Origin of the sequence: Halomonas sp. (assembly GCF_052095695.1) — a bacterium.
Lineage (GTDB): Bacteria > Pseudomonadota > Gammaproteobacteria > Pseudomonadales > Halomonadaceae > Vreelandella.
Genome location: NZ_JBQDLQ010000019.1, coordinates 1 through 22539, shown reverse-complemented (window position 1 = coordinate 22539; position 22539 = coordinate 1). Strand labels below are relative to the sequence as shown.

23 protein-coding genes and 2 pseudogenes are annotated in these 22539 nt (G+C 53.5%); 14 read left to right on the top strand and 11 right to left on the bottom strand.

What is annotated here, in order from left to right:
• The first annotated feature begins 121 nt into the window (after nucleotides 1-121).
• From hslV to tatC, 10 genes are all read left to right on the top strand, one after another.
• The gene (hslV, locus tag ACTH5D_RS05805; RefSeq protein WP_096278186.1) at nucleotides 122-658 is read left to right on the top strand and encodes an ATP-dependent protease subunit HslV; all 537 of its coding nucleotides are present in this window, start codon (nucleotides 122-124) and stop codon (nucleotides 656-658) included.
• 48 nt (nucleotides 659-706) lie between these two features.
• Complete coding sequence (gene hslU, locus ACTH5D_RS05800) at nucleotides 707-2029, top strand: ATP-dependent protease ATPase subunit HslU (protein WP_096278184.1); 1323 nt, start codon at nucleotides 707-709, stop codon at nucleotides 2027-2029.
• Between the two features lie 79 nt (nucleotides 2030-2108).
• A complete protein-coding gene (locus tag ACTH5D_RS05795) occupies nucleotides 2109-2492 on the top strand; it encodes a gamma-butyrobetaine hydroxylase-like domain-containing protein (RefSeq protein ID WP_096278182.1) in 384 nt (127 codons plus the stop codon).
• 151 nt (nucleotides 2493-2643) lie between these two features.
• Nucleotides 2644-3399, top strand: a complete 756-nt coding sequence (gene ubiE, locus ACTH5D_RS05790) for a bifunctional demethylmenaquinone methyltransferase/2-methoxy-6-polyprenyl-1,4-benzoquinol methylase UbiE (protein WP_096278180.1) — start codon at nucleotides 2644-2646, stop codon at nucleotides 3397-3399.
• 37 nt (nucleotides 3400-3436) lie between these two features.
• The gene (locus ACTH5D_RS05785) at nucleotides 3437-4093 is read left to right on the top strand and encodes a ubiquinone biosynthesis accessory factor UbiJ (RefSeq protein ID WP_096278178.1); all 657 of its coding nucleotides are present in this window, start codon (nucleotides 3437-3439) and stop codon (nucleotides 4091-4093) included.
• A complete protein-coding gene (gene ubiB / locus ACTH5D_RS05780) occupies nucleotides 4090-5712 on the top strand; it encodes a ubiquinone biosynthesis regulatory protein kinase UbiB (protein WP_096278176.1) in 1623 nt (540 codons plus the stop codon). The genes ACTH5D_RS05785 and ubiB overlap by 4 nt, the downstream gene beginning before the upstream one ends.
• A 32-nt stretch (nucleotides 5713-5744) precedes the next feature.
• Entirely contained in the window at nucleotides 5745-6101 is a 357-nt protein-coding gene (locus ACTH5D_RS05775; RefSeq protein WP_096278174.1) for a phosphoribosyl-ATP diphosphatase, read from the top strand.
• A 143-nt stretch (nucleotides 6102-6244) separates the two neighbouring features.
• The gene (gene tatA, locus ACTH5D_RS05770) at nucleotides 6245-6520 is read left to right on the top strand and encodes a Sec-independent protein translocase subunit TatA (protein WP_096278172.1); all 276 of its coding nucleotides are present in this window, start codon (nucleotides 6245-6247) and stop codon (nucleotides 6518-6520) included.
• 3 nt (nucleotides 6521-6523) lie between these two features.
• Nucleotides 6524-7033 (top strand): Sec-independent protein translocase protein TatB, encoded by a 510-nt coding sequence (tatB, locus tag ACTH5D_RS05765; RefSeq protein WP_096278170.1) that lies wholly within the window; start codon nucleotides 6524-6526, stop codon nucleotides 7031-7033.
• Nucleotides 7030-7821: a twin-arginine translocase subunit TatC gene (tatC, locus tag ACTH5D_RS05760; RefSeq protein WP_096278168.1), complete on the top strand. Its 792-nt coding sequence runs from the start codon at nucleotides 7030-7032 to the stop codon at nucleotides 7819-7821. The genes tatB and tatC overlap by 4 nt, the downstream gene beginning before the upstream one ends.
• 93 nt (nucleotides 7822-7914) lie before the next feature.
• On the opposite strand, the gene elbB is transcribed toward tatC, so the two are convergent.
• Nucleotides 7915-8574, bottom strand: a complete 660-nt coding sequence (elbB, locus tag ACTH5D_RS05755) for an isoprenoid biosynthesis glyoxalase ElbB (protein WP_192536094.1) — start codon at nucleotides 8572-8574, stop codon at nucleotides 7915-7917.
• 193 nt (nucleotides 8575-8767) lie between these two features.
• Here elbB and hemB point away from each other — a divergent pair, with 193 nt between their 5' ends.
• The gene (gene hemB / locus ACTH5D_RS05750) at nucleotides 8768-9778 is read left to right on the top strand and encodes a porphobilinogen synthase (protein WP_096278164.1); all 1011 of its coding nucleotides are present in this window, start codon (nucleotides 8768-8770) and stop codon (nucleotides 9776-9778) included.
• A 153-nt stretch (nucleotides 9779-9931) separates the two neighbouring features.
• Nucleotides 9932-12121 carry a polyphosphate kinase 1 gene (gene ppk1 / locus ACTH5D_RS05745; RefSeq protein WP_096278162.1) on the top strand — a complete coding sequence of 730 codons (2190 nt, stop codon included), beginning with the start codon at nucleotides 9932-9934 and terminating at the stop codon, nucleotides 12119-12121.
• Between the two features lie 6 nt (nucleotides 12122-12127).
• On the opposite strand, the pseudogene ACTH5D_RS05740 reads toward ppk1, so the two are convergent.
• Nucleotides 12128-12211: pseudogene (locus tag ACTH5D_RS05740) on the bottom strand (hypothetical protein); the annotation flags it as partial.
• A gap of 168 nt (nucleotides 12212-12379) precedes the next feature.
• On the opposite strand from ACTH5D_RS05740, the gene ACTH5D_RS05735 reads away from it, so the two are divergent.
• Nucleotides 12380-13318, top strand: a complete 939-nt coding sequence (locus ACTH5D_RS05735; protein ID WP_096278160.1) for a LysR family transcriptional regulator — start codon at nucleotides 12380-12382, stop codon at nucleotides 13316-13318.
• Here ACTH5D_RS05735 and ACTH5D_RS05730 read toward each other — a convergent pair.
• Nucleotides 13281-14879, bottom strand: coding sequence for an ATP-binding protein (locus tag ACTH5D_RS05730; RefSeq protein ID WP_096278158.1), 1599 nt, complete (start codon nucleotides 14877-14879; stop codon nucleotides 13281-13283). The genes ACTH5D_RS05735 and ACTH5D_RS05730 overlap by 38 nt on opposite strands.
• Nucleotides 14880-14895: 16 nt before the next feature.
• Nucleotides 14896-15654 carry a response regulator gene (locus ACTH5D_RS05725; protein WP_096278156.1) on the bottom strand — a complete coding sequence of 253 codons (759 nt, stop codon included), beginning with the start codon at nucleotides 15652-15654 and terminating at the stop codon, nucleotides 14896-14898.
• Nucleotides 15655-15882: 228 nt separating this feature from the next.
• On the opposite strand from ACTH5D_RS05725, the gene ACTH5D_RS05720 reads away from it, so the two are divergent.
• Nucleotides 15883-16023: a hypothetical protein gene (locus ACTH5D_RS05720; RefSeq protein WP_176483372.1), complete on the top strand. Its 141-nt coding sequence runs from the start codon at nucleotides 15883-15885 to the stop codon at nucleotides 16021-16023.
• Nucleotides 16024-16156: 133 nt separating this feature from the next.
• Here the strand turns inward: ACTH5D_RS05720 and ACTH5D_RS05715 are convergent, their stop codons facing one another.
• The 7 genes and pseudogenes from ACTH5D_RS05715 to ACTH5D_RS05685 all read right to left on the bottom strand — a co-directional run.
• Nucleotides 16157-16669, bottom strand: a complete 513-nt coding sequence (locus ACTH5D_RS05715; RefSeq protein WP_096278154.1) for a retropepsin-like aspartic protease family protein — start codon at nucleotides 16667-16669, stop codon at nucleotides 16157-16159.
• Nucleotides 16670-16727: 58 nt separating this feature from the next.
• On the bottom strand, nucleotides 16728-18071 hold the full coding sequence (locus ACTH5D_RS05710; protein WP_096278152.1) for an MFS transporter: 1344 nt from the start codon (nucleotides 18069-18071) through the stop codon (nucleotides 16728-16730).
• A gap of 132 nt (nucleotides 18072-18203) precedes the next feature.
• Entirely contained in the window at nucleotides 18204-18368 is a 165-nt protein-coding gene (locus ACTH5D_RS05705; protein ID WP_176483371.1) for a hypothetical protein, read from the bottom strand.
• 97 nt (nucleotides 18369-18465) lie between these two features.
• Nucleotides 18466-20088 carry a BCCT family transporter gene (locus tag ACTH5D_RS05700; RefSeq protein ID WP_096278150.1) on the bottom strand — a complete coding sequence of 541 codons (1623 nt, stop codon included), beginning with the start codon at nucleotides 20086-20088 and terminating at the stop codon, nucleotides 18466-18468.
• Nucleotides 20089-20248: 160 nt separating this feature from the next.
• Nucleotides 20249-21154 (bottom strand): metal ABC transporter permease, encoded by a 906-nt coding sequence (locus ACTH5D_RS05695; RefSeq protein WP_096278148.1) that lies wholly within the window; start codon nucleotides 21152-21154, stop codon nucleotides 20249-20251.
• Nucleotides 21154-22284 (bottom strand): metal ABC transporter permease, encoded by a 1131-nt coding sequence (locus ACTH5D_RS05690; RefSeq protein WP_096278146.1) that lies wholly within the window; start codon nucleotides 22282-22284, stop codon nucleotides 21154-21156. Before ACTH5D_RS05690 ends, ACTH5D_RS05695 begins: the two co-directional genes overlap by 1 nt.
• A 2-nt stretch (nucleotides 22285-22286) precedes the next feature.
• Nucleotides 22287-22539: pseudogene (locus ACTH5D_RS05685) on the bottom strand (manganese ABC transporter ATP-binding protein); the annotation flags it as partial.

Genomic DNA, 22539 nt, shown 5'->3' with positions numbered 1-22539 from the left:
TCCTGCGGGTGGTTGATTTTTTATCAGCCGCCCGCATTTTGTTGTGAACGCTTACACAACGGTCGCTTGCTGAGCGACCAGCCAGTCATCGGGAGCGTGTCTCCCCCAAGGAGTTATCTCCATGACCACCATTGTTTCCGTTCGTCGTGGTAATCAGGTCGCCCTCGCTGGCGATGGTCAAGTATCGCTGGGCAATACTGTAATGAAGGGTAACGCCAGCAAAGTCCGTCGCCTCTACCGTGGCAAGGTACTTGCCGGGTTCGCGGGCGGCACTGCAGACGCGTTTACGCTGTTTGAGCGCTTTGAAGCGCAGCTAGAAAAATATCAGGGGCATCTGACTAAAGCCGCTGTTGAGCTAGCAAAAGATTGGCGGACCGAGCGCGCGCTGCGCCGCCTGGAAGCATTGCTCGTCGTCGCCGACCACACCACCTCGCTGATCATTACCGGCAACGGCGACGTGGTGGAGCCCGAACACGGCGTTATTGCCATTGGTTCTGGCGGCAACTTCGCCGAGGCCAGCGCCCGAGCGCTGCTAGAAAACACCGAGCTGTCGGCACGTGAAATCACCGAAAAATCGCTGGCTATCGCTGGTGATATCTGTGTGTTCACCAACCACCACGTGACGCTCGAAGAGCTGTCGATCGATGGGCGCTCATAGCCCCACGCGTCCTCTTCACGCCGCTCAAAGAACACAAAGGTTACCGTTATGACTCAGATGACACCCCGCGAAATCGTTCACGCTCTTGATCAGTACATTATTGGCCAGCAGGATGCTAAGCGTGCTGTTGCCATTGCCCTGCGTAATCGCTGGCGCCGCATGCAGCTGGATGACGATTTGCGTCCGGAAGTCACGCCCAAGAACATTCTGATGATCGGCCCCACCGGCGTGGGTAAAACTGAGATTGCACGCCGCCTTGCCAAGCTTGCTAAAGCGCCGTTTATTAAAGTCGAAGCCACTAAGTTTACCGAAGTTGGCTACGTTGGCCGCGACGTCGAGTCGATTATTCGCGACTTGATGGAAAACGCCATCAAAATGGTGCGCGAGCAGGCCAAAGAAGACGTAGGCCACCGTGCCGCCGATGCTGCCGAAGACCGGGTACTCGATGCCCTGCTACCGCCGCCGCGTGGTCAGGAAGACAAGCCCCGTGAAGATAACGGCACTCGCCAGACCTTCCGCAAGAAGCTCCGTGAAGGGCAGTTAGACGAAAAAGAGATTGATATCGAAGTATCGGCTCAAAGCCAAGGCGTCGACATCATGACCCCGCCGGGCATGGAAGAGATGACCAATCAGCTACAAAGCATGTTCTCCAACATGGGCCAGCAAAAGCGCGAAAACCGTCGTGTGACGGTAAAAGAAGCGCTCGTACTGCTGCGCGACGAAGAAGCCGGCAAGCTGGTCAATGAAGAAGAGATCAAGGCGCGTGCGGTGTATTCAGTTGAGCAGCACGGCATCGTGTTTTTAGATGAGATCGACAAAGTTGCCAAAGGCAGCGGCCAGTCTAGCGGTGGTGAAGTGTCTCGCGAAGGCGTGCAGCGTGATCTGTTGCCGCTCATTGAGGGCTCAACCGTTTCAACCAAATACGGCATGGTTAAAACCGATCATATTCTGTTTATCGCCTCGGGGGCTTTCCATCTGGCGCGTCCGTCGGACCTGATTCCGGAGCTTCAAGGTCGTCTGCCAATCCGCGTTGAACTCGATGCACTCACGCCCAACGATTTCAAACGCATTCTGACCGAGCCTTCCGCCTCGCTGACTAAACAATATATAGCGCTGCTGGCGACGGAAGGTCTCGACATTGAGTTTACGCCAGACGGTATCGAGCGCATCGCGCAGATCTCCTGGCAGGTCAACGAAGGCACCGAAAACATCGGCGCTCGCCGTTTGCACACCGTGATGGAGCGGCTGCTGGAAGAGGCCTCCTTCAAAGGTGGCGACATGGAAGGCCCGCTGGTGATTGACGGCGACTACGTCAATGCACAGCTTGGCGAATTGGCAGTTGACGAAGATTTATCGCGCTATATCTTATAAGCGTCCGCATCTTTACATAACCGAAGCGGGGCGTAGGTGGCAATTAGCTGCCTGCGCCCCGCCTGTTTAGAGGTTTGTTATGACTGCTCCTACGCCTACCCGCGTTCACTACCATAAGCAGGCCCGCGAGCTAGAGCTTGGCTATGCCACTGGCGAAACCTTCCGTCTACCGGTGGAACTGCTGCGCGTCTACTCCCCCTCTGCAGAGGTGCGTGGTCATGGCGGTGACAGCGCCGTACTCCAGGCAGGTAAAAAAGACGTCGGCCTGCAAAATATTAGCCAAGCTGGCAACTACGCGCTTAAGCTGCATTTTGACGATGGCCACGACAGCGGTTTGTTTAGCTGGAACTACCTGCATGATCTCGCCATCCATCAACAGAGCTACTGGAACAACTACTTGCAGCGCCTGCAGGACGCCGGTGCCTCACGTGAACCTGCGGGTATTCAATTCAAACAGCTGTGACCGTCACTCAACCCAAGGCACTCATCAGCCTGGGCAGACAAGCCAGGGCGGACAAGGCTACAATGGCGCTAACTTTTTAATCGCACCGGCCACTCAGTCAAAAGACTCAGGGTCGATTCGCCACCGCCTCGAATTCGGGAGCTACTACGCCATGAGCCCCACAGAAAAACGCACGACTCACTTTGGTTTTCAGCAAATCTCGGTTGACGAGAAAGCCTCGCGAGTAGCCGATGTATTCCACTCCGTTGCGGCCCGCTACGACGTGATGAATGACCTTATGTCGATGGGGATTCACAGAGTATGGAAGCGCATGACGATTGAGCGTGCAGGCGTGCGCCCAGGCCACCATGTGCTAGATATTGCCGGCGGCACGGGTGATTTAACGCTGAAGTTTTCCCGTCTGGTGGGGCCACGTGGCAAAGTGGTGCTGGCCGATATCAATGCCTCGATGCTGAAAGTAGGCCGCGATAAGCTGATGGATAATGGCGTGGGCGGCAACGTTGAATATGTTCAGGCCAACGCCGAATGCCTGCCGTTTCCCGATAACAGTTTCGACTGCATTACGATTGCCTTTGGCCTACGCAACGTTACCGATAAAGACGCCGCGCTGCGCTCCATGGCACGCGTACTTAAGCCCGGCGGTCGTCTCTTAGTGCTGGAGTTTTCCAAGCCGAATAATCCCCTGCTTTCCAAAGCTTACGACGAGTACTCTTTCCGCCTACTGCCCAAAATGGGCGAACTGGTAGCCGGCGATGGCGAAAGCTACCGCTATTTGGCAGAGTCCATTCGTATGCATCCAGATCAGGAAACGCTCAAAGCCATGATGGAGTCCGCAGGCCTTGAACGCGTTGAGTACACCAACCTGACCGGCGGCATTGTTGCACTGCACCGCGGTATTAAGTTATGACGCTCTCTCCCGTGGCGCTTTTCATCAAGAGGTCAGCATGCTGGTAACCCCAACCTTGCTGCTGGCCGGTTGTGAACGCACGCTCAATGCTCTTCTTGCCCGTGACCCGGCAGCCCCTGGCCGCTTGGCGAAGCTTGCGGGCAGCCGTCTGCTGGTGCGCTTTGAGCAGCCGCATCTGGCCGTGGTTATCCACTATCATCATGCCGGGGTAGACCTCCTGCGGGGCGATGACACTGAAGAAGCCGACGTTAATGCGGTGGTAGAACTGACTCCCGAAACATTATCTGAGTGGATTAGTGGCGCCTCAATTGAGCGACTAATGTTTGACGGTAAGCTTGCTGTGCGTGGTCATATTCACCTATTAGAAGCCACCCGCGAACTGCTTTTCGATCTGGACATTGATTGGGAAAACGAACTCGCCCGTTGGCTGGGCGATATGCCCGCACACTCCCTAGCGGAAGGCTTGCGGCGCATGGCTCGCTGGGGGCTGCGCGCCAAAGACGAGCTGGTCCAGGACGTTTCTGAGTACGTCTTTGAAGAAGCGCGCCTGCTGCCGGGGAGACAGCAGCGTAACGTTTTGCGTGAACACCTCACCGAGCTAGAAGTGGCGACCGATCGCCTGGAAGCACGCTTTAAACGCTTAGAACGACTACTGACACAGCGCCAGACACTGACGCAGGAGCCGCGCCCATGAGCCTGCGCTTGCTGCGAATTAGCTGGGTGATAAGCCGTCATCGGCTAGATACATTACTCCCGCTAGAGCGTCTCCCTTGGTGGCTGCGGACGCTGCTTTGGTTTTCGCCGCTACGCTTAGTGCCTATCGGTAAACGATCGCGCGGCGAGCGTTTACGCCTCGCGTTAGAAACTCTAGGCCCAATTTTTATTAAATTTGGGCAAATGCTCTCGACCCGCCGCGATTTACTGCCGGCGGATATCGCCGATGAGCTCAAACGCCTTCAGGATCAGGTGCCGCCCTTCCCGGGTGACCAGGCTGCTGCTCGCGTCGAGAAAGAGCTGGAAATGTCGCTGGCGGAAGCGTTTGCTGAATTTGACCATGTGCCGCTGGCCTCAGCATCTATTGCTCAAGTGCATGCCGCCCGGCTGCATACCGGCGAAGACGTGGTGGTTAAAATCATTCGGCCGAGTATAGATCGCGTGATGCGCCAAGACATGGCGCTGATGTATCAAGTCGCCAAACTGCTGTCCAAAGTGCCCGATGCGCGCCGTTTGCGTCCGGTAGAAGTCATTCGTGACTATGAAGCGACGCTGTTTGATGAGCTTGACCTGTATAAAGAAGCCGCCAACACCTCGCAGCTGAAGCGTAATTTTAAAGACTCACCATTGCTGTTTGTACCAACTATTTATTGGTCTTTTACGCGCCGACACGTCATGGTACAAGAACGCATTCGTGGCATTCCGGTCGCCGACCTGGATAGCCTAATCGCCCGCGGCACCAACTTGAAAAAGCTGGCCGAGCGTGGCGTTGAGCTGTTCTTCACGCAAGTATTTCGCGATAACTTCTTTCATGCCGACATGCATCCGGGCAATATTTTTGTTAACTGTGACAATCCCGAAGACCCCCAGTACATCGCTATCGACTGCGGCATTGTCGGCAGCCTAACGCGCGAAGATCAAGACTATTTGGCGCGCAATCTGCTGGCGTTTTTTCATCAGGATTATTACGAAGTCGCCGCCCTGCATATTGAGTCTGGCTGGGTGGGCGAAAACACGCGTGCTAATGAGTTTGCCGCCGCGATTCGGACGGTGTGTGAGCCTATTTTAGAGAAACCGCTAAAAGATATTTCTTTCGGCCAGGTGCTGCTAGGGCTGTTTCAAACCGCGCGGCGCTTTAACATGGAAGTCCAGCCGCAGCTGGTCCTACTGCAGAAAACGTTGCTGAATATTGAAGGACTAGGTCGCCAACTTTATCCTGACTTAGATTTATGGAGCACCGCTAAGCCTTATTTAGAGCAGTGGATGAAAGAGCGCGCGGGCGTCGGCGGCTTGTGGGAGTCGTTAAAGCGCCAGGCGCCGGAGCTTTCGCGCCAGTTACCTGAATTACCCGTACTCGCCCATCAGGCGCTCAGCCGCCTGGAGCATGAGCATCGCCAGCGGCATCAGCAGGTCGATGCCATTAGTGCCATGCGCCAGCACATGGCTCGCCAAGGCAAGCGCCTGTATCGCCTACGGTTAGGTTTAATAGTGCTGGCGCTGGCGCTCGCCTGGCAGCCGTTAAGCGGTTGGATTGAGCTCCAGGAGTGGCCGGTCTTGGCTGCCGCCGGTATCGGCCTATTGCTGTTAGTCTGGCAATAAAGCGGCGTGACTCAACGATTATAAGGATTTTCATGGACACTGACGCATCATCGACTAGCAATGCGTATGTGCTGGATACTCTCAATGGGGTTCTCAAGCAGCGACGTTATGCAGCAGCAGAAGAATCTTATGTTGCGTCCTTGCATCACAAGGGTTTGAACAAGATACTTGAAAAAGTGGGTGAAGAAGCCACTGAAACCGTGCTTGCGGCCAAAGATGCAGAGCACGGCGGTGAGGCTGAGCGCCAAGCGCTGATTTCTGAAACGGCCGACCTGTGGTTTCATAGCCTGGTGATGCTGTCTCATTTGGAGCTTGATCATCAAGCCGTTTTAGACGAGTTGGCACGACGCTTTGGCATTTCAGGCCACGATGAAAAAGCCTCTCGCTAGCAATAATATCGACGTGATGGCTACGCTTGGCGTAGGCTTAGCTTACCGGCACCAGTCGTCAGTAGGCGTGTAGCCACTGAGCATTCAGTCGCCTAAGCATATAGTGACTAAGAAAGTTAACCTGTACCCATGAGGAAACGCATATGTTAGGTGGTATCAGTATTTGGCAGTTGCTGATTGTTCTGGGCATCATCATCCTAATTTTCGGCACCAAAAAGCTGCGCAATGTCGGCACCGACCTCGGCGGGGCGGTCAAAGGCTTCAAGAAAGCCATGCACGATGAAGAAAAAAACAAAGAGGCTGATAGCGAAGACCCCTATCAGCCGAATGCCAAAGTCAGCCACGTAGAGCCTGGCAATACGTACGATGTTCAGGCTGAAGAGAAGCGTGCCGCTGAACGCAACGAAGAGCGCAAGTAACGCATGCTGGATATCGGTTTTCTTGAGCTCATGCTTATTGGCGTTGTCGCGCTGCTGGTGCTTGGCCCAGAGCGCCTGCCCCGTGCTGCCCGTACGACGGGCCTATGGATCGGCAGAATCAAGCGCACGGTATCTGGTATGCAGCGCGAAATCAGCGCCCAGCTGGAAGCAGAAGAGCTGCGTCAAAAGCTTAACGATCAGCAGAAAAAGCTCAACGATAGCTTGCAGAAAGCGAAGCTAGACGTAGAAAGCATTGTCGATAAGCCCACGACAACCCAGGCTAAACCGGCTAGCGCAGCAACGCCACGCGGAACATTACAGCCTGAAACACCGCAGAGCGAGATCCAACAGCGCGCTGTCCAGGCCAGCTCTCACTTAGATGACGCGCTGGAAACGGTGCGCGAAGAGGCACCTGCATCCTCCCCAGCGCCTCCCCCGGCCGCATCCTCAGTCAAAACAGACGCCACTGAAGCTGAGCGGGCTGCATTTAATAAGGATAGTAATCACCAATGAGTATGTTTGGCGATTCAAAGGAGCCTCAGCAAGATCAACCACAAGCCCCTCTTATTGAGCATCTAATCGAACTACGTTCACGCTTAATACGCGCCGTGGCTCTTATTTTGGTGATTTTTTTGGGCCTCTATGCCTTTGCCAACGACATTTATACCTTTGTCGCTGAGCCATTGATGGCGCTGCTGCCCGAAGGCTCGCAGATGATCGCGACTGAAGTGGCTTCACCCTTCTTAGCACCGTTTAAGCTGACCTTAGTCGTGGCCGTGTTTATTGCCATTCCTTTTGTACTGCATCAGGCGTGGGCGTTTATTGCACCGGGGCTTTACGATAATGAGAAAGCCCTCGCTATTCCTATCCTGGTCTCAAGCATTGCGCTCTTCTATGGCGGTGCGGCGTTTGCTTATTACGTGGTGTTCCCGCTGCTGTTTGAGTTTTTCACCCAGACAGGGCCGGAAAACGTCGCAGTGATGACCGATATCAACCAGTATTTGAACTTCGTTCTTAAACTATTTTTTGCCTTCGGCGTAGCGTTTGAAATTCCTATCGCGACTTTTTTGCTAATTCTTTCTGGCGCCACCACAGTAGAAAGCCTGTCCAAGAAGCGTCCTTATATCCTGCTGGGCTGCTTCGTGGTGGGCATGCTGCTTACGCCACCGGATGTTATTTCACAGAGCCTGCTGGCGATTCCGATGTACCTGCTGTACGAGGTTGGTCTGCTGTTTGGTCGCCTAGTACGCAAGCGAAAAGCGGAGAAAGAGGCGGCGGAAGAGCAAGAAGACATGCTATAGCGAAGGCACTAATGACGTAGATATCGAAAAGCCGCCGCCATTAATCATGGCGGCGGCTTTTTATATCAACCGTTAACAACCTCGCAATAGTCCTTAATCCATCATTTCTGCGATACGATCGACGAGCTTAAAGATGCCGGTGGCAGCTTCACTGATGCGCGTTGCCAGCATGTACGCGGGTGTCGTTACCACGCTGTGCTCAAAATCAACCACGATATCTTCTACGCTACAGGTGCGGTGCAGCCCGCCCATGGCGCTAATAGCACCGGATACCGCCGGGTCATTCCCCACCGTGACGGCAATACCATCCCCCAGCAGGCGGGGCACCAGTACCGGAGCAATACACATCAGGCCGATAGGCTTGGCTTCTTGGCGAAAGCCCGCCAGCGCCTCTTTCAGCGCGTCTAGCACCTGCATATTATCGCTGGCACTGGCAAAGTCTGAAAGATTTTTGGCGACGCCAAAACCACCGGGCACAATCACCGCATCGAAGTTATCCGCATCCAACGCCTCTAGGGGGCTTATTTCCCCCCGCGCTAGGCGAGCAGACTCTAGTAGCACGTTACGCTGCTCGCCTTCAACAACCTCTTGCGTGAGATGATTAACAACATGCTGCTGATCGATATCGGGGGCAAAGCAGCGATACTCAATACCCAACTGGTCTAAGCGCAGCAGCGTCAGCGTGGTCTCATAAATTTCAGAACCATCGTAAACGCCGCATCCGGCTAAAATGACTGCCACCTGTTTGGCCATGCCTATCTCCTTATTATCCGAAACCACGTAGAGTTTGCCGAACGCACTACCGCAAAGCTGTTGCCCACTTTAGTCAGTGTGGTTGTTTGCCACAAGGCGTCTTTCGCCGCAGGGTATGGCTGATATACTGCCGGCAGGCCTTCGGGCACTCTTATTTAACACCCTCATTTGCGATCCTTAATGGAGACAACCTTTGAGTGCACTTACTCCCCGCCACTTTCCTGCCACGCGCATGCGCCGCATGCGCCGTGATGATTTTTCACGCCGCTTAATGCAAGAAAAAACGCTGACGCCCTCCGATCTCATACTGCCGGTCTTTGTTCTTGAAGGTAAAAATCAGCGTGAACCCATAGCTTCGATGCCCGGCGTGGAACGGCTTTCAATCGACCTACTCATTGAGCAAGCTCGCGAAGCGTTTGCATTGGGCATTCCCGCTCTGGCACTGTTTCCGGTCGTCGGCCCTGAGCAAAAAAGTGAGCTAGCCGAAGAGGCCTATAGCGCCAGCGGACTGGTGCAGCGTAGCGTGCGCGCGCTAAAAGAAGCGCTGCCTGAGCTTGGTATTATTACGGATGTGGCGCTTGATCCCTATACCATTCATGGTCAAGACGGCATTTTAGATGAGCAAGGCTACGTGCAAAACGACCGCACCGTAGAAACGCTGTTGAAACAGGCGCTTTCCCATGCAGAAGCCGGTGCCGACGTGGTGGCGCCCTCTGACATGATGGATGGACGCATTGGCGCAATTCGCCAAGTACTGGAGCAAGAAAACTTACACAACGTGCGGATAATGGCCTACAGCGCGAAGTATGCATCGCACTACTATGGGCCATTTCGGGATGCGGTCGGGTCAGCCACTAATCTGGGCAAAGCGGACAAGCGCACCTATCAGATGGACCCCGCCAACAGCGATGAAGCGTTGCATGAAGTGGCCATGGACATCAGCGAAGGCGCCGACATGGTCATGGTCAAACCCGGCATGCCCTATTTAGACGTGGTGCGCCGGGTAAAGGATGAACTCAAGGTTCCCACCTTTGCTTATCAAGTCAGCGGCGAGTACGCCATGCATCGCGCAGCCTTCGATAACGGTTGGCTGGAAGCAGAACCCGTCATACTAGAGTCACTGATGTGCTTTAAGCGCGCCGGGGCAGACGGCATTTTGACCTATTTCGCACTTGATGCGGCGCGGCTATTGCAGCAAGGCTAATGAAGTACAGCGTCGCTAAGCCGCTTATTGGCATGATGTTGAACAAGATGACAATCCAGTGACACGTATTTGTCATCTTCTCCCCGCATACTGCGCTGATCTATCAGTATCAGGCTATGATACGTTCGAGCCATCGACGCGGGGAGATCCACCATGGACGAGCACGCTTCCAGTCCACCATTATCGCCTACCGATCAAACCAGCAGCGACGCCGATATGCCGCTACGTATAAATCGTACGCCCATCGGTATCCAGGCGCGTGAAGCGCTGCCTGAAACCGATCTTGACGACACCCAGCTCTACTTCAACCGCGAGCTGTCGCATTTGCAGTTTAATATCCGCGTATTGGAACAGGCGCTAGATGATGCACATCCGCTACTCAACCGGCTGATGTTCCTGCTTATTTTTTCCTCCAATATGGATGAGTTCTTCGAAATTCGCGTCGCAGGTCTCAAACATCAAATTGCCTTGGGCGATACCACCACTGCCGCCGACGGCCGGCTGCCCAAAGCGGTACTAGCGGAAATATCCCAGCTCGCCCATGCGCAAATTTTACGACAATATCAAATCCTCAATGAAACGCTGCTGCCCGCATTGGAGGCGCAGGGGCTGCGTTTTCGCCGACGCGATCAGTGGACCAGTGCGCAACAAGCCTGGGGCAGAGCCTTTTTTGATAACGAAATTATGCCGGTCATCAGTCCAATTGGACTTGACCCTTCGCACCCTTTTCCACGGCTGGTAAATAAAAGCCTCAACTTCATTGTTGAACTGGAAGGCAAGGATGCCTTTGGCCGCGTAGGCGGCATGGCGATTTTGCCTGCTCCGCGCTCGCTACCAAGGCTAATGGCACTGCCCAAGGAGCTATGCGAAGAAGGCTTTTCAGAGTATGTGTTTTTATCATCGATGATTCATGCCCACGCCGATGAGCTATTTCCCGGCATGCGCGTACGCGGCTGCTATCAATTCCGCCTGACCCGCAATGCCGATATGAGCGTCGACCCCGAAGAAGTGTCTGACTTAGCCTCAGCGCTGCGCGGTGAGCTGCTGGCGCGGCGCTATGGCAGTGGCGTACGGCTGGAAGTAGCCGACAACTGCCCCGATGGCTTAAGCAATTTTCTGCTGCGCCAGTTTGAGCTTGAAAATGATGATTTGTACCGCGTTAAAGGTCCGGTCAACTTAACGCGCATGATGTCAGCCTTAGGCGACGTTGACCGCCCTGAGCTGCTTTATCGCCCGTTCATTCCCAGCATTCCCAAAGCACTCAAGGCAGGCAGTCTTTTTGATGCCATCGCGAAGAACGACATTCTGCTGCATCATCCCTTTCAGTCATTTTCACCGATTGAAGACCTGCTGCGCGAAGCGGCTCGCGACCCCCATGTGTTGGCGGTAAAGCAGACCCTTTACCGCACCGGGGCAGACTCGCCTATTGTGAGTGCACTAGTGGAGGCGGCCAGCCAAGGTAAAGAGGTCACCGTGGTGATTGAGCTGCGAGCACGCTTTGATGAAGCCGACAACCTGCAGCTTGCTTCACGCCTTCAAGAAGCCGGCGCCATCGTCGTTTACGGCATTATGGCCTATAAAACCCACGCTAAAATGCTGCATATCGTGCGCCGTGAAAAGGGCGAACTGTGCTACTACGCGCACCTTGGCACCGGCAACTATCACTCCAAAACGGCCAAACTGTATACCGACTATAGCCTGCTGACCGCGAACAAATTGCTGTGCGCTGACGTACATAAAGTGTTCCAGCAGCTTTCGGGAATGGGCCGCGCGCGCAAAATTGATACGCTGCTCCACGCCCCTTTTACGCTGCACGACCGGTTAGTCGAAATGATTGACCGTGAAGCGCACATTGCGCGTAAAGGAAAACGTGGGCACATCATTATTAAATGCAATTCGTTAACCGAGCCTAAATTAATTAAAGCACTCTATCGCGCCTCCCAAGCGGGCGTAGAGTGCGACCTGATTATTCGCGGTATGTGCTGCCTGAAACCCGGCGTGCCCGGCGTGTCAGACAATATCCGCGTGCGATCCATTATTGGCCGCTTGCTGGAACACACTCGCGTATTTCATTTTCACAATGACGGCAAATCAGAAACATGGTGTTCAAGCGCCGACTTTATGTCACGCAACATGTTTCACCGCGTGGAAACCTGCTTTCCGCTGCTAGATAAAAAACTCGCTATCCGCGTGCGCAAAGACCTTGAAACCTATCTGGTCGACAACTGCCAGAGCTGGCTATTGCAAACCGATGGCAGCTACCAGCTCCAAAACCCTGGCGAGAGTAACCCCATCAGCGCTCAAGAAACGCTGCTTTACGCCTATGCGTCAAAAGCTAGATAACGAACGCATTGGCGTAGGGCGTGGCACATCATCAAAGATAACCGGCGGCCTTACGCACCGTGCCCCATAGCTTTGCACCCAGCCGCAGCGGGCTCGCCGCTAGGCCCCCATGCGGGGATAGCCGAGAACATGAGAAGCTGTCATGATGATACCTGCCAACGTGAATAATTTCACATAGTCTGGTCGCCAGACAAAAATGAACTAAACTAACGCTCTTAATGACAAAGATGAAATCTATTCACACAAACAGGTTAAGCCATGATTGAACTGCGCCACCTTCGCACGCTGCTTGCTCTGCGCGAAACTGGCTCGCTGGTCGATGCTGCCGAACGCGTCCACCTGACTCAATCGGCGCTGTCTCACCAACTCAAAGATTTAGAGGGCCGCGTCGACAGCGCGTTATTTATACGAAAAACGCGCCCGGTGGAATTTACGCGCGCGGGACTGCGCCTGCTCGCCTTGGCTGATCAGTTATTGCCTGAGGTACGTAAGGCAGAACGGGACTTAGCGCGCTTAGCGGGTACCGAACAGGGCCGGCTGCATATGGCAATCGAGTGCCACAGCTGTTTCCAATGGCTGATGCCGACGGTGGACTACTTTCGCAACCATTGGCCAGAAGTTGAAATCGACATCCCCAGTGGCCACCATTTCGACCCGCTACCGGCGCTCGCCCGAGAGCAGCTAGACCTCGTCATCACCGCTGATCCTCAGCCGCTTGACGGCATTCACTATGCCCCGCTGTTCCGCTATGAAGGATTACTGGCTATCGCTCGACAGCATGCTTTTGCGGGCCAAGGGTTTATTGAACCTCAGGCGCTCGCGGATGAAACGCTGATCACGTATCCCGTCGAGCAGTCGCGTCTGGATATTTTCAGCCAATTTTTACATCCAGCCAACGTCCGCCCGCGTGAAATCCGTACAGCAGAATTAACCATTATGATGATGCAGCTGGTTGCGAGCGGACGCGGCGTATGCGCACTGCCTAGCTGGGCGCTAACCGAGTACCTGGAGCGTGATTATGTTAGCGCGGTGAAGCTGGGCGAGCACGGAGTATGGAGCACACTTTACGCGGCGATTCGCGAAGAAACGCGGGAAGCACCCTGGATGCAGGATTTCTTACGCACTGCTCGCGAGACATCTTTTGCGGTGCTCTCAGGGATTAAGCCGGCGGATCTCGACGCGGAATCAGCAGCGTAAAACGCGCCCCGCCCAAGTGGGGGCTATTATCGACGGTAACGCTACCGCCGTGGCTAGCCATAACTTTCTGCACAATCGAAAGCCCCAGCCCGTAGCCGCCGGAGCTCCTGGCCCTGCTGTCATCCAACCGGGCAAATGGCTTGAAAATATCGGCACGCGCTTCAGGTGGAATACCCGGACCGTCATCCTCTACATCAATGCGGACGAGCCTGGGCTCATCCCATAGCCGGACGACCACCTGAGCCGTGGCATGACGGCAGGCATTACCCACTAAGTTTTGCAGCGCACGCTGTAAATAGCGAGGCTCCGCCAGAAGCTCGACTTCGCCACCTTGCAGTAGTGTGAATGTTAAGCCTTCGTGCAATGGCGAGAGTGTATCAATCACGCGCTCTGCCATGGCCCGGCACTCGACCAGCCCGGTTTCAAGCTCGGCGCCGTTAATCGTTTCGCCGCCTAATCTTGCATAGGTCAGAATTTCATCGACCAGCTCATCAAGCTCCGTAATATCAGCATCAATACCCTGTAGTTGGCGCCGGATAGCGGGCTGGTCAGTCATATCTTCGACCATTTGGACGGCAAAACGAATGCGCGCCACCGGGGTGCGCAGCTCATGAGAAACCGCGCGAATCATTTCTTGCTGCCCCCGCAGCAGGCTCTGCACCTGATTAGCCATGCCATTAAAGGCCATTCCCAACCGGCCTAGAAAATCACCGCTTTCAACTTTTACTCGGGTTTCTAATCGCCCGCTAGCAATCCGTGTAGCGGCCAGCTCAAGCCTTGCCATGCGCTCTTCAATGCTACGCATAATTAAATAGATGATAAGGCTGAGTACGATCATCAGCCCAACTAATAGGGGAAGGTGTAAATTCAGCGGTAAGGTATCGCCACGGGAAATGGGGCCCGCCTGTAGCCACGCCGATTCACCGGGCAGTTGATAAAGCAGCGTAATCGATAGCTTGTCGGACACTAATTGCGTCACGATACCACCGCTAACCAACAGCGTTTGCTGCTCAGCAGTTAGCCGGTCCGGCACGGTGGCCAGTAGCTGCAGCGGCCAGCTCCCCGAACGCAGCTCTTCTATAAGACTTTCACGCTCATTCAAGGGGGTTACCGCAAGCCAGTCGCCTAGCAATGAAATGCTGCCGTGCCACTGGTGCTCGCTCCAGTCGTCCGCCAGCCAAGCCTGTAACAGCTGGTTACTTTCCGGCAAACGCTGCTGCAACCGCCAAGGATCCTCTGCAACCAGTATTTTGCCCTGTTCTAAGCGGGAGCGTTCAAAGTAGCCAAGATCAGCATCGGCGATGGGCAATAGCGTAAGCTGTAAATCCAGCCGCTCTGAAAAGCGATCCAGCAGGCCACCGCGTTGCTCTACAGGCGTGTCGGCTAGCCGGCGCGTCATCAGTGACATCGGCAGCGCGGCGAGCTGCTCGCGATAGTCCTCGCGGCGCACCTGTTCGATAAACGAGCACCCGGCCAATACCATCGCCAACATCACCAGTAGCGCGAGGCCCAGCAGCACATAGAAGCGCAAAAACGACCCGCTGCTGAACACCCGCCGCATGACACCGCCTCTAAAATTAACTGTCTTTAACGAAGAGATAGCCTTTACTGCGTACCGTTTTGATGCGATGTGGATGGTGAGGATCATCGCCAATTTTGGGCCGGATTCGTGATACACGCACATCAATCGACCGATCTTGGCCGTCGTACTTAATTCCCCGCAAATCGCTGAATATCTCTTCGCGGGTAAGGACACGACCTGCGTTGCGGCCTAGCAGCCAAAGTAGATCAAACTCAGCGCTGGTTAAATCAATACGTTCACCGGAGAGCCACGCTTCACGCGTCGCATTGTCTATTTCCAGATTTTCGAAACGTAGCCGTATTTCGCCATTGGGCGCAGGGCCTTCAGCGCGGCGTAGCAATGCCCGCATGCGGGCAAGCAGCACCCTGGGCTGAACGGGCTTGGGTACGTAATCGTCGGCTCCCATCTCAAGCCCCAAGACTTGATCTAGGTCATCGGTGCGTGCCGTCAACATCATGATAGGGCCATAAAAGTTGGGCCTGACGCGGCGACAAATCGCTAAACCATCTTCGCCAGGCAGCATTAAATCTAAAATAACTAGGTCTGGCTGCAAGGTTAAAATACGATCAACCGCTTTAGCACCGTCGGCTTCCAACGAGACCTGGAAGCCGTTCGCTTGCAGATATTCGCGGGTTAGCTCGGCAAGGCGCTTATCATCTTCAATGATCAGAACATGATCTTGATCGGGGTAATCAGGCACGACAGGCGCTTGGGACTCAAGCGCCTGGAACTGCTGTTCCAGGTGATCAATCATCCTCTTTACTCACTCTACTTAGGCTGTCTGTTTTCACCGGTTAACCCAGCATCAGCACAGATAATATATTGTTGGCTCTAAGGATAACTCAAAACCATGAAAATGCCCTCTAATGTCATAATCATTACGCTTATTGGCGAATGCGTGCGGCCGGGCACTTGATTCCCCTACCCACGAGGGCTAATGTAGAAGCGCTAACTGTCGACAATCTGACAGGAGGATCCTGCCATGAAAAGTAATAATACGAAAAGTGTCATTAAGCGTGTGTATGTGCCTGCCCAGGTACGCGATCTGCCCAACGGGGAAAAATTAAAAACTCCCGGGCATTACAAATCACCACCGGGCGATGCAAGCGACGCCATTGAGTAACGAATACTCATAATACTAAAAAGGCAGGCCATCACAGGCCTGCCTTTTTACTTAGTCACGAGATTAAGCCAACCATCGGGAAAAATAGTAACACTATAGCGCATATTAACGTTACCTAATAAAGCGGAAATTACTACTCTGGAAGACTCAGCCTCATCTCACCTGCATGCATTTCAATCGAGAAAAGGTTCAAAAAACTCATGCCCAACAATACAGTATCGCGCTCCATACCCGAGCTAATCGAGCCTTGAACATTTTGTACGGTGAGCCCTCCCAGCGACACCTCGCCCAACTCCGTTAACGCTCCTTCAACTCTGCCATTGGCGGTATTAAACCAAGCGCTACGCCCTGGCTCCAAACCTAGCTCTGCCGCTAAGTCGGCGGGCACTGCTACGTAAGTGGCACCAGTATCAAGTAAAAAAGTGACGGGCGAGCCGTTAATGCGCCCAGGGGACTCGAAATGCCCTGCGCGATTTCGCTTTAACGTGACAGGCTCACCCGCAGGCAGCGTGTGCACAATGTTGGCATTAGGACGCATCATTGCATCCAGACCACCGTGTATCCACCAGGTGCCAACCGCCATTAACAGTATCCAAAAGAGCAGCATCATTCCAATGCCGCCGCGCTGTGCCGACTGCGAGACCATATGCCTCCTCACTGAAATAAGGGCTCCTTTATAGGCTTGGTCGTTATGGGCATTACCGCTATTTTCCCCAAGCCAGCGCAGCTTCACGGCCACGGCGCTCGTTGACTCTGGCACAAATCAACATCGCGATAACGAACAAGGCAACGCATAATAAAATAGATGCCTGTAGGCCAATCAGCGCTTGCAGCACGCCCAGCATTACGATGCCCAGCACGCCCGCTAATTTATTCGCCAGCCCCCAAAATCCAAAGAATTCCGCTGACTTTTCCAGCGGTGAAAATAAGCCTACCAGCGCCCGACTTGCCGATTGGCTAGAGCCTAGACTCGCTCCCGCTAAGCAACCGACGACCAGGAAGACGTATTGAGCCTGCCACTGCACCTCAAAATGCCCGTTCACCCATTGCGTTACCTCAGGCGTTGCCCAAATAGCAATAATCGCCAGCACCCACAGCGCCAGCGTGATTTGATAGGTGCGCTTGGCGCCTAGCCGATCCTGCAGCCAGCCAAACCCTAATGCCCCTGCGGCGGCGGTGATCTGAACAATAATGAACATGATGTTGCGCACGCTTTCTTCCCAACCAATCACTTGAGCGCCATAGATGAAAGCGAACGCAATGATGATGTACACACCGGCCATTGAGAAAAGCAGTGAAATCAAAAAGGTCGTCAGGTCTTTAAAATGGCGTAACTCGTGAAACGTCACCGTCACGCGGTTCAGGGCAATGTGGCGATAAGACACGCCACGTGGCTGAGGCGTGCCGCGCTCTTTCAGCCAGAGGAAGGTAGGAATTGCGGTAATCAGAAAAAACCCTGCAGCAAAGGGACCCACCCAGCGGATGCGCTCAAAGTTCTCTGCGCTGGCCTCACCCAGTACCACCAACGTAAATCCCGCGGCAAATAGCCCGCCAATGTACCCTAACGACCAGCCAAATCCGGAAATTTTGCCCAGCGCTTCAGGTGGCCCTAATTCGGGCAAAAAGGCGGCAATAAATGATTCGCCCATAGAATAGGCGTAGTTAGACAGCACAATTAATAGCAGCCCCATAATGACGTAGCCTGGCTCAACGAAGTAAAGCATCGCCGTGGTCACCACGGTGGCTAGGTAGCTCACCAGCAGAAAACGCTTTTTCTCCGCCCGATAGTCCATAATCGCGCCGCACAGTGGTGCCGTCACCACTACCATCAAATAGCTGATCGCCAGGCCAAGACTCCATAAAAAATTAGCCAGCCTGAAGTTGTCGCCACGATCCCCGACAATCACGGTGGTAAAAAGCTCGCCAAATACCACCGTAATAATCAGCAGCGTGTAGGCCTGGTTAGCAAAATCAAACATCGCCCAGCCGAATATTTCTCGGCGCGACGCATAGGCACCGGTCACCTTAGCAGTGTTAGCTGACAGCATTGGGTCTCTCTCGCAGGGGGAATCGTAAGCCTAGCAGGTGTTTGATTAACATTCTTCAGCGCTACGCAAACGCCCAGCATCGCTGGGCGTCACGAAAAGCATGGGCAAAGAGAACAAGCTCTATCGCTAACGTTAGAGCAACCAGTGCGCAATAACCGCGGCAAAACCAATGGCCATCGCCGTAACGACCGCAATGGTCACTACCCGATCAAGCCAGCGATCAAAGGCTATTCCTTTAGAGAAGGCAGCCCCTTTAGGCTGCCTTCTAGTCGCCCCGTGGCGTCCTTGCCGAGCCATTAGCATCTTTGCCGCATGTGGGTTTGCTCCTAGAATAGCTAGCGCTTTAAACGCTAGCTCCCGCAATAGAAAGCTTTCTTATCTCTATTGATGCTGACTATTTAATGCGCCGATTGACCACATTGGGCGCGCGACGCAGCCGCTCCTCTTCACCTAATAGCTCCGCTTCAAAGGCATCGGCACCCACTGGCGTATCTCCATGGCGACGGTATAGTTGCATCAACATGGCTTTACGATCTGCTCGCAGCTCTTTCACCAATACAAAGATCATCATATACAAAATAAAGGTAAACGGCAGCGCTGACAGCACAGCAGCAGACTGAAGCCCGGCTAACCCTCCCGACGCAATCAAGGTGAAACAGATAGCGGCAATCAATACACCCCAAACCACGCGCTTGTACAACGGCGGATTAATGGAACCATTATCCGTCATTTGCGCCACAATATACGAGGCCGAATCAGCGGATGTCACCAAGAAAATAAAGATCAGCATCATTGCCACAACGGACAGCACGCCGGAAAATGGCATTAAATCAAACATTTCAAACAGTGCGGCGGTGATATTATTCTGCGTCGCGGCGGCTAGGCCGATATTAGTACCATTAAGTTCCATATGCAGCGCCGCACCGCCAAATACGCCAATCCATAAACAGGCAAGCAGCGGCGGTACTAGCAACACCCCAAACACATACTCTTTGATAGTACGACCACGGGATACACGGGCGACAAAGGTTCCCACAAAGGGCGACCAGGCGATAACCCATGCCCAATAGAAAATTGTCCAAGAGCTCGCCCACTCATTATCGCTATAGGGAGAAATACGCAGGCTCATGCCAATAAAATTCTGCAGATAATCGCCGATACCGACGGTAATCGTTTCCAATATCGCAAGCGTAGGGCCAGTAATGAGCACATACAGCATCAACCCGATGCACAAGATCATATTGAGGTTAGATAGACGCTTAATGCCCTTATCCAAACCCGACCAAGTGGATGCCATATAGGCGCAGAACATAACGAAGAGAATAACAAACTGCCATAAGCCGTTTTCAGGCAAGCCAAATACGGCGTTTAAGCCACCGTTCATCTGCAGCACGCCTAGCCCCAGTGAGGTAGCAACGCCCATTACCGTGGCAACTACCGCAAATACGTCTAGCCATGAGGCATAGGGGCGTATCTTAGGATTTTTGGCGGTGACCGACGAAAGTACTGAAGAAACAAGCCCAGCCTGGCCTTTACGAAACTGAAAGTAGGCGATGATTAGCCCCACGATCGAGAACGCCGCCCACTGGTGGATCCCCCAGTTAAAGTAGCTGTACTGGATGGCGTAACGTGCCGCTGCTTCAGTCTCCGCAGTGACATCACCATAAGGTGGCTCAATGTAGTGAGACATTGGCTCGGCCATACCATAAAAAACCAAACCTACGCCAAACCCCGCGGCCAGCAGCATGCTAATCCATGAGAAAAAGCTATAGCTGGGTCGACTGTCCTGAGGCCCTAAGCGGACCTTGCCATATTTACTCAGCGCCAAGCCGAACAAAAAAATCACAAAACCGAAGACAGAAAACAAATAAAACCAACCAAAAATCTCGGTAACTGTGGATAACGCCCTTTCTGCGAGGCTTGCAAAACCTTCAGGAAACGACGCTCCCACAATTACCAAGCCCAAGATAATCACCACTGATGCGATGAAAACCGACTTGCCTCCATGATTGGCCATATAACCTTCCTGTTAGATAAGCATTGTGCACATAAAGAGTGCTTGTACAGTTAAATGCTAACATTTTAGGATGGCAGGCGCATTTCAAGGCAAGGCAAGCTGAAATCATTCTATAAGAGGCGTGCTCCACTATTTTCTTAGTAACGCGATACGCCCTGTATCAAAGAGCATTCGCGCGACGTGCGTGCATGCGGCGAATTTTTTGACTCACAATGCCGTAGCGTGGGCCGCCAATAAACGCCAACACAAAGAAAGCACCGGTCATTACCGCCATCATGCCTCCAATCGAAACGTTCCAGCGCACCGCGAGATAGTAGCCGGTAACGCTCGAGGCAATCGAGATAAAGGCTCCGATTAGAAACATTAGCCACAGACGGTCGGTTAGAAGATATGCGGCAGAAGGTGGAACGATGGCAAAGGCAATAAAGAGCACGGCACCTACCGCATCAAAAGCCGCGACGGCAGTGGTACTGGTCAGCATCAGTAGAACGTAAAAAAGAATACTCGGGGCAAAGCCCAGTGTTTTAGCCAATGCAGGGTCAAACGTTGCCAGCTTTAGCTCTTTATAAAACAATATAATAAACAGGTAATTAATAGCCGTCACTATACCCATCGACACCAAGGCTTGCGGCACGTTGTAGCCAGCTATCGTGGTGGTATCCAGCCATATGAAGCCAATCTCACCGAGCAAAACCGTGTGGGTATCGATATGAACATCGTTGGCATACAGATTTAACAGCAGCACGCCGATCGAAAATAGCGCAGGAAAGACAAGGCCAATGGCCGCATCTTGTTTAACGCGCTTAGTATTGGCCAAAAGTTCCGTTAAAAACACCGTGAGTAGGCCTGTCAGCGCAGCTCCCACCAGTTGAAACCAGCCACTTTGCTGATGCGTCAGCAGCCACACAATGACGATCCCAAAGACAATGGAGTGACTGATCGCATCGGTTAGCATGCTATTCCCGCGGAGCACTAAAAACGTTCCAACGGCGGATGATGCAATGCCCACCAGTGCGCCAACGGCCATTATCTGTAGCTCAATGCTACTGAAAAACACGTCCAGCATCAGGTGGTCTTCCCATTCAATTCAGCCATCACGCTTTGTGCTTCGCGAACGCCCAATGACGTTAACAGCCACCGATTCCCCGCCGACATTGGCAGGCAGGGCGTTTTTTGACTAACCAAAAACCCCTTTCGACGTAACTGCCAAAGCGCTATCGCGGCGGAAAAATTCAGCCTAAACGGCAAGTTGTGAACCTCTTGATCACGCGTTGACTGGGTTTTATAGAGGGTATAAAGAATTTGGCGCCGACGCAGCTGAGACACTTGGCGAAGATGCTGAAGCAGCCCCCATAACAATCCACGCTGTGGCGCTATCGCCAGCGAAATTAGCACAATAATAGACGCCGATAGGATAATTAGCGGCCCTGTTGCTAGCCCGCGAGACAGCGCGCTAATCGATGCCCCAGAAACACCGCTTACCACGCCGACACCGGCGGCAATAAACACCATGGCTCCCAAATGACGACTCCACTGACGAGCAGCAACGGCTGGCGCCACAATCATGGCGGCCATTAGCACCACGCCTACCATTTGTAGCCCAACCACCACGGCCAACGTCACCATGGTGGTCAGTAGCACTTCTATCAACGACACTGGCAGCCCTACGGTATGCGCAAACTCAGGGTCAAACGTCACCAGCTTGGCTTGTTTCCATAGAGCGCCAAGCAGCGTCAATGAAAACAACGTAATGCCCCCCATCAGCCATAAATCTGAGCGCAGCGTCGCGGCAGCCTGGCCAAAAAGAAAGGACTCTAACCCGCCTTGCGATGCGTTATTGCTGCCTTGAATATAGGTAAGCAGCACCAGGCCGATCGCAAAAAAAATGCTCAAACAGATACCGATACTGGCATCCGTTTTAAGCCTGCTCATACGCGTTAAAACGAGCATCAATAGCGCGGCTAACGCGCCCGTCACCATTGCGCCTACAATAATGCTGCCCATCTCGCGGCTGCCCGCGATAATAAAACCCAGGCAAACCCCCGGCAGCGCCGCGTGAGAAATAGCATCGCCTAGCAGGCTTTGGCGTCGCAGCACTGCAAAACTTCCCAGCGGCCCGCTAATCAGGCCTAACAACGCAGCCCCAATCACCACGTTTTGAAACGTATAGTCGTGCAAAATGCTTAGCCACTGCACTGTCAATTATCCCTTTTTGAGGCAGCAAACATCAGTGAATTGCTGTCATCTAGCAGGGCAATCTGCCCGCCATAGGCTTTGCGTAAGTTATCGGCGGTAAAGACGTCATCAACATTACCCATCGCCACAACGCTAACATTTAACAGCAGCAGCCAGTCAAAATAACGGCGCACTGTCTGCAGGTCGTGATGAACCACAATCAAGGTCTTACCTTCATCACGTAAACGCCGCAAGATATCGATAATGGCACGCTCG